At 63.4% G+C, this 6242-nt stretch carries 3 protein-coding genes; all 3 read right to left on the bottom strand.

All coding sequences use genetic code 11. The features are described from left to right. Nucleotides 1–518: 518 nt before the first annotated feature. The 3 genes from ACTHXA_RS14180 to ACTHXA_RS14170 all read right to left on the bottom strand — a co-directional run bounded on the left by ACTHXA_RS14180 (nt 519) and on the right by ACTHXA_RS14170 (nt 6059). The gene (locus tag ACTHXA_RS14180; RefSeq protein WP_441673498.1) at nt 519–4130 is read right to left on the bottom strand and encodes a lamin tail domain-containing protein; all 3612 of its coding nucleotides are present in this window, start codon (nt 4128–4130) and stop codon (nt 519–521) included. A 115-nt stretch (nt 4131–4245) separates the two neighbouring features. Then, entirely contained in the window at nt 4246–5787 is a 1542-nt protein-coding gene (locus ACTHXA_RS14175; RefSeq protein ID WP_441673496.1) for a DEAD/DEAH box helicase, read from the bottom strand. An 80-nt stretch (nt 5788–5867) separates the two neighbouring features. Continuing rightward, on the bottom strand, nt 5868–6059 hold the full coding sequence (locus tag ACTHXA_RS14170) for a hypothetical protein (RefSeq protein WP_441673494.1): 192 nt from the start codon (nt 6057–6059) through the stop codon (nt 5868–5870). Nucleotides 6060–6242 lie beyond the last annotated feature (183 nt).

The raw sequence follows: 6242 nt of genomic DNA, 5'->3' as shown, positions 1-6242 counted from the left end.
CATCATCGCAGCTAGCGTTCGTAATCATTGCAGGTAGCGCACATCATGGTTCGCACTTCAACCATGATGAGCGCCAGCTACCCTGACAACAGCGCCGGCTACGGCAAATGTCAGCGCAGGTCGCGTGCCCCGTCGCGATCGCGTGGGCGCAAGCGCGGGGCGCGGCTGCGCAAGCGCGATTGCGCCGGTAAGCGTTCGGGTGCACAGATACGTGCGGACGTGCGTGCGATTTGCAATGCCTGCCATTTCCTGCTCGCAACCATGGCACCTGGCGCTAATCAATGCAGCTAGCGTTCGTAATCATTGCAGGTAGCGCTCATCATGGTTCGTACTTCAACCATGATGAGCGCCAGCTGCAATGACAACGACGCCGATTACCGCAAAAGACAGTGCGGGGTGCCTCAAATGAGGAACCCCGCACTGTCTAGGTGGCGGTGAGTACGGTGGTGCTGGCCAACCAAAGTTGTCCGGGTGGCTGACTAAGCCGACGCTATCCAGCCACCCGGTTTTGTTATTGCTTACTCGGTATCAGCCGAGTTGCTCTTGCGGCGGACCAGGAACAGTACGCCACCAGCAACCACGAGCACACCCGCGATGATGAGCACCCAGGTGAGTGGCTCAGCACCGGTCTGCGCGAGACCGTTGTCGTCGCCAGCGTCACCAGGCTTGCCGCCGTTGTCGTCCGAGCCGTCGCTGCCGCCAGTTGCGGAAGCTGAGCCCGAGGTTGCGGCGTCTGCGCTGTCGGCACCGGAGTCGTCACCAGCGGCCGAGTCATCGCCGGTAGCTGAGTCATCACCAGTTGCCGAGGTGTCTGCAGAAGCCGAGTCATCGCCAGCGGCTGAGTCATCACCAGATGCCGCGTCATCGCCGGAAGCGCTGTCGTCGCCATTGGCGCTGTCGTCGCCGGAAGCCGAGTCATCACCAGTTGCCGAATCATCGCCCGAAGCACTGTCATCTCCAGAGGCCGAGTCATCTCCAGAGGCCGAGTCATCGCCAGTTGCTGAATCATCGCCAGTTGCCGAATCGTCGCCCGATGCTGAGTCGTCACCATTAGCGCTGTCGTCACCATTAGCGTCATCGTCACCGTTAGCGTCGTCTCCGCCGCCGCCTTCGGTCACGCAGTCAAGCGGTGCCGTGCGCAGTGCCTCGGGGGTCTCGCCATCGGCGAACCACCAGGCCGGACGCTGGCCGTCGACGCAGAAGTCTGCGGTCGAAGTTGCGAAGCCCTCGTTGTTGAGGTTCGGCATCGAAGCCGGACGCTCAATGTGCAGGATCTCTGGCGAGTCAGTGCCGTTCAGCGTGAGCTGCGCGAGGCGACCGTTGTAGCCGTCATCGGCCTCAACCCAGAGCACGTCGAGGACAGAGTCGTAGTCGAGGCCCATCGCGCCGCCGAGCTTCGAGTCGAGGTCAGCGATCTGCACCGCAGAACCGTCCTCATTCAGCACGTAGGCGTAGACGTGACCATCGTCTTCAAGTGCGACGAAGAACACACCGCCAGCCGCAGCATCCGGGTAGTTCGACGAATCAAACGCCGCGCCGGTGTTGGCGTCAACGATCGCACCGTTCACGATGTCGTTCGGAACCCACTCGATCGCTTCGATACCCATGTTGGCCGAAACGGCGGGCAGCGAGTCGGTGAGGTCCCATTCGCGGTCAGCCACGATGTCCGGGCCGGCCTTGTTGGGGTCAACCGCGAGCACGGCGTTGAAGTTCGTGCCCTTGTCGGAGTTGTCACGCTCGACCGCGAGATAGACCGTGCCCGAGGCATCCAGCGTGATGCCCTCAGCGTCAGGACCGGCAGCGGCGGGATCCGATGCATCCTTCTGGAAGCGAACGCGCTTGCCGTCTTCCCAGCCCTCGGCGAAGGCAACGGAACCGTCAACCTCGGCGTCAAGCTTCCAGATCATGCCGGTGCCGTTGTCCACAGCCCAGAGTGCGCCCTCGTGGAAGTCGAGACCCGAGGAGTCCTCGATGAACATCTGCTCGGGGTCGAGCACGGTTACCTGGTCAGCGCCGGGCCACTGGACGACATCGGGGATGCCAGGGCAAGCGTTGAGTGCGCCGGGGGTCGGCTCCGAGGTGGCGGCAAAGTTGCCGGTCGCGCTGGGGCAGCGGCCCCAGGTGTGCTCGGCGTGACCGGTCCAGGTGGTTGACTGCACGATGTTGCCGTCGTCGTAGATACGAACCGAGTCGTTACCGCCGAGGCCGAAGCCGAACTCGGATTCGGTGATCACGAGGTATGCGTTGGCGTCGAGCTCAGTGCCAGCGGGGATGACGTACTCGTGCGAGTCGTCGTTGTCCTTGATGACGAGCCCCGAAATGTCGAGTGGCTCATCCTTCGGGTTGTAGAGCTCGATCCAGTCGTCGCCGTCCGCCGCGTCCGAGGATTCGACCTCATTCAGCACGACAGGGTTGCCGCAAGCGTTGAGCTGGCCCTTGGTCGGAACGTCCACGTCGATGAATTCGCCCGTGCCGTCGGGGCAGCGCGCGAGCGTGCCCGCGGCGTGTGCCTCGTAGATGTGCTCGTCAACGGTCTGACCGGCAGCGTCGCGCACCGTCACGGTGTCGCCGTTGCCGAGTCCAAAGCCGAATTCGCTCAGCTCGTCGAAGACGAACAGCGCGCCGGGTTCGAGGATGGTGCCCTCAGCAAGCGGGGTGACATCGGCTGCGTGGCCAACGGGGTCGTTGTCCATGATGGTCCAGCCCGAGATGTCTACCGGGGTGGTGCCGGTGTTAATGATTTCAACCCAGTCTCCAGGCGTACCGCCGTTCGACTCGATCTCGTTGATCGCAACATCCGGAATCACGCAGTCGTTCACGGCACCCGGAGTCGGGTGTGCGAGTGCGAAGGCGCCGGTGGTGTCTGGGCAGCGGCCGAGAGTTGCGAGTGCGGCATCGCCGTCAATGGCGGCGTGCTCGGTCCAGGAGTGTTCCTGGATCACTTCGCCGCTCAGGTCGTAGACGCGGATCGAGTCACCCGAGCCAATACCGATCGCGTACTCGAAGGTGCCGGTCTCCCAGGTGTCGGTTTCATCGTTGAAGTACTCGCCCTCAGTGGTTGCTTCGACGACGAGGTATTCGCCAGCAGCGATGCTCGAGCCCGAGGGGAAGCGCCAGCGGTGGTCGTCCGAGTTATCGCGGATCTCGTAGCCCGAGATGTCGAGTGCCTCGTTACCGGGGTTGACGAACTCCAGCCAGTCAGCCGGACCCGAGTCGATCTCGTTCAGGATGAGCGCAGGCTCGGCCGGTGCGAGCGGCTCGCAGTTATTGGCCGCGCCGAGCGTGAGCTCCGTAGCGTGCTGCCATACGCCGATGCCGTCTGGGCAGCGAGCGAAGATCATGGTCGGTGAGTCGTTCTCGTAGGCCATTGCCTCGACAACGTTGCCCGATGCATCCTTCAGGCGAACCTCGTCACCCTTACCGAGACCGAAGGTGAAGTTGACGTCATCGCCGTACATCACGAAGTACTCGCCGGGAGCAAGTTCCGTGCCCGCGGGGATGTCGCCTTCGCCCGGACGGTCCTTGTCGTCGTGCATGCTCCAGCCATCGAGCGAAACGGATGCGGTGCCCGCGTTGTAGAGCTCGACCGCGTCTTCTTCGCCCGAGAACGCAGCGTCGTAGTTCACCTCGTTGATGACGATGCCGGTGAAGTTGTTCATCGTGCCCTTGGACGGCACGGCGGTCTCGACGAACTCACCAGCGGGGTTGAGACCGTAGGTGGTGGATGCGTGGTCCGGGTAGGCCTGTTCGGTTACGAGTGTGGTGCCGTCGGGGGCGAAGAGGCGAACTGAGTCGCCATTGCCGAGGCCGAAGTCGAAGTGGCCTTCGCCGCCATTGAGCTCGTCGAGCACGAGGTAGCCGCCAGCTTCGACGGTGGTCCCGGTGGGGATGACGTACTGGTGGTCGTCGTCATCGTCCTTGACGATGTAACCGCCCATGTCGACGGATTCATTGCTGTTGTTGAAAAATTCGATCCAGTCCCCCGGGATTCCACCCGAAGACTCGATTTCGTTGATTACGATATTGCCCTCAACCGGCGCCGCGAGCGCAACTGATGGGGCCGCGACAAGCACGGACCCTCCAATTGCAATCGCCGCGGCGGCCGAGAGACCTCGCCCTACTACGCGCATCCCTGCTCCTTTGATGTCAGAACACAACCTGAGCAGCTAAGACGAGCGCGAAGAGCGAAAGGTGTCTCCCAGGTAAACGCCAGCCAAACGGGACAGCCAGGTTTGACCGGTGAAGCTACGCCATAAATTCATCGAGGGATGCGGAGCCCGGGCTCGCGGGAATCATCGGTGCCTCGATCTCGGCCCGGCCGAGCAACTCGATCATTCGGCGTTCGCGGCCGGGTTGCACGAGGGTCACCACGATCCCGCGGTTACCTGCGCGACCGGTACGGCCCGCGCGGTGCAGATAGGTTTTGTATTCGTCGGGCGGGTCGGCCTGCACGACCAGGCGCACGTCGTCCACGTGAATGCCGCGCGCCGCGACATCGGTCGCGACCAGCACATCCACCTTGCCGTTGGTGAACTGCTCGAGATTGTGCGTGCGCTCAGGCTGGGTGAGATCGCCGTGCAGCGCGATGGCTTCGACGCCGTGCTCGCGCAAGGCGACCGCGAGCTCCTCGGCACCCGCGCGCATCCTGCGGAAAATCAGTACGCGCCCGCCCGAGCCTGCGAGTTGCGCGAGCACCGGTACTCGATCTCGGCGGTCGACGACCAGCACGCGGTGCTCGATCTCGCCCACCGCATCCTCATCGAGCTCATGCACGGTGGGGTTCGACATGTAGTTGCCGACCAGCCCGAGCACCGCCGCGTCGAGCGTGGCGGAGAACAGCATCCGCTGCCCCGTCGATTTGGTGAGGTCGAGGAGCCGTTCGACCGGCTCGATGAAGCCCATCGCGCTCATTTCATCGGCTTCGTCGAGCACCGTGATCATGACCTGCGAGAGGTCGAGATTGCCGCGGCGCTCGAGGTCTTCGACGCGACCGGGCGTGCCGATCACAATGTCGACGCCGCGCTTGAGCGCCGTGTTCTGCTTGGTGTACGCGACACCGCCGTAGATCTGCGTGGTGAAAAGTCCCACTGCGCGTGCGAGCGGCTGGATCGTGCGGTCGAGTTGCAGGGCGAGTTCGCGGGTCGGCACGAGGATGAGTGCGCGCGGCGGGCGACCGACGCCCTTTTTCGTCTTGCCGCTCATCCAGAACAGGCGCTGCACGACCGCGGCGCCGAAAGCGATGGTCTTGCCGGAGCCCGTGCGGCCACGGCCGAGCACGTGCTTGCCACCGAGCGCATCCGGAATCGTCGCGACCTGAATCGGGAAGGGTTCTTCCGCACCGAGTTCAGCGAGCGCGTCGACCAGTCGCGGTTCGAGTCCGAGATCGGCGAACGAGACGCCTTCGGCATCGGATGCGGTGGTCACCTTCGCGTCGAGCCGGTCGAGCACGCGGTCTTCGGGAGGTTTCCGGGCGGCTGCCTCAGTCTCCTGCTGCTTCCGCGGGTCCACGAGCCCGTTCGAGCCCTGCCCAGCACGCTTACCCTCATGCTCGCGACGCGGCTGCTGCCGGCCGCGTTCATCGCGGGGTTGCGGCTTGGTGCGCGGCTGCGGCTTGGTACGGGGCCGGGGATCGTTCTTGCGGCCGGACTTCGACGGCCCGGCGGCCCCATCCTCGCTTCGCTTCGCAGCAGACTGACCGCCTTGTGCGGTGCGACGCTTATCGCCGCGCTTGCGCGCCGAGGGGTCGTAGTCCTTGGGTGGGCGGAATCCGCCACGCTTTCTTGCCATGCCTGCCTTCGCGGTTGTGATTATCCAACCGTAGTCGTATCCGCGGGTGACAAACCCCCGGTGCCCGGCCGGCGAGTTACTCACCGATTGAGAGCGTCCAGAAGTGCGCGAGCTTTGGCACGGGTTTGCTCAAACGTGCTGAATTTGACCGAGCCAACTTGAATCTCGTCGAGACGGCGACTTATTTCTTTGCACCAAGCTTCGTTGACCAAACGCTCGTTGAAGTCCGGCTCAAACTCGTCCTGGGAGACGTCGTCCGGTGTCATTGCCATTATTCGAGTGTATCTGGACGCCGCTGGTAATCGGGCCAAAAGAAAAGCCTGCGGACGCATTATGTTCCGCAGACTTTCCCTGACTCATGATGAGGGACCTTGTCCTCACCTTCACGTACGCAAGTTTACAGCCATAAGTAACGGGCTGACGGACCGCCCCGGTCCGCGATATCCCCTAACTGT

This window comes from Gulosibacter sp. (assembly GCF_052090685.1).
Taxonomy (GTDB): Bacteria; Actinomycetota; Actinomycetes; order Actinomycetales; family Microbacteriaceae; genus Gulosibacter.
Note: the sequence above shows the minus strand (reverse complement) of the source record. Positions and strands in the feature narration are given on the sequence as shown.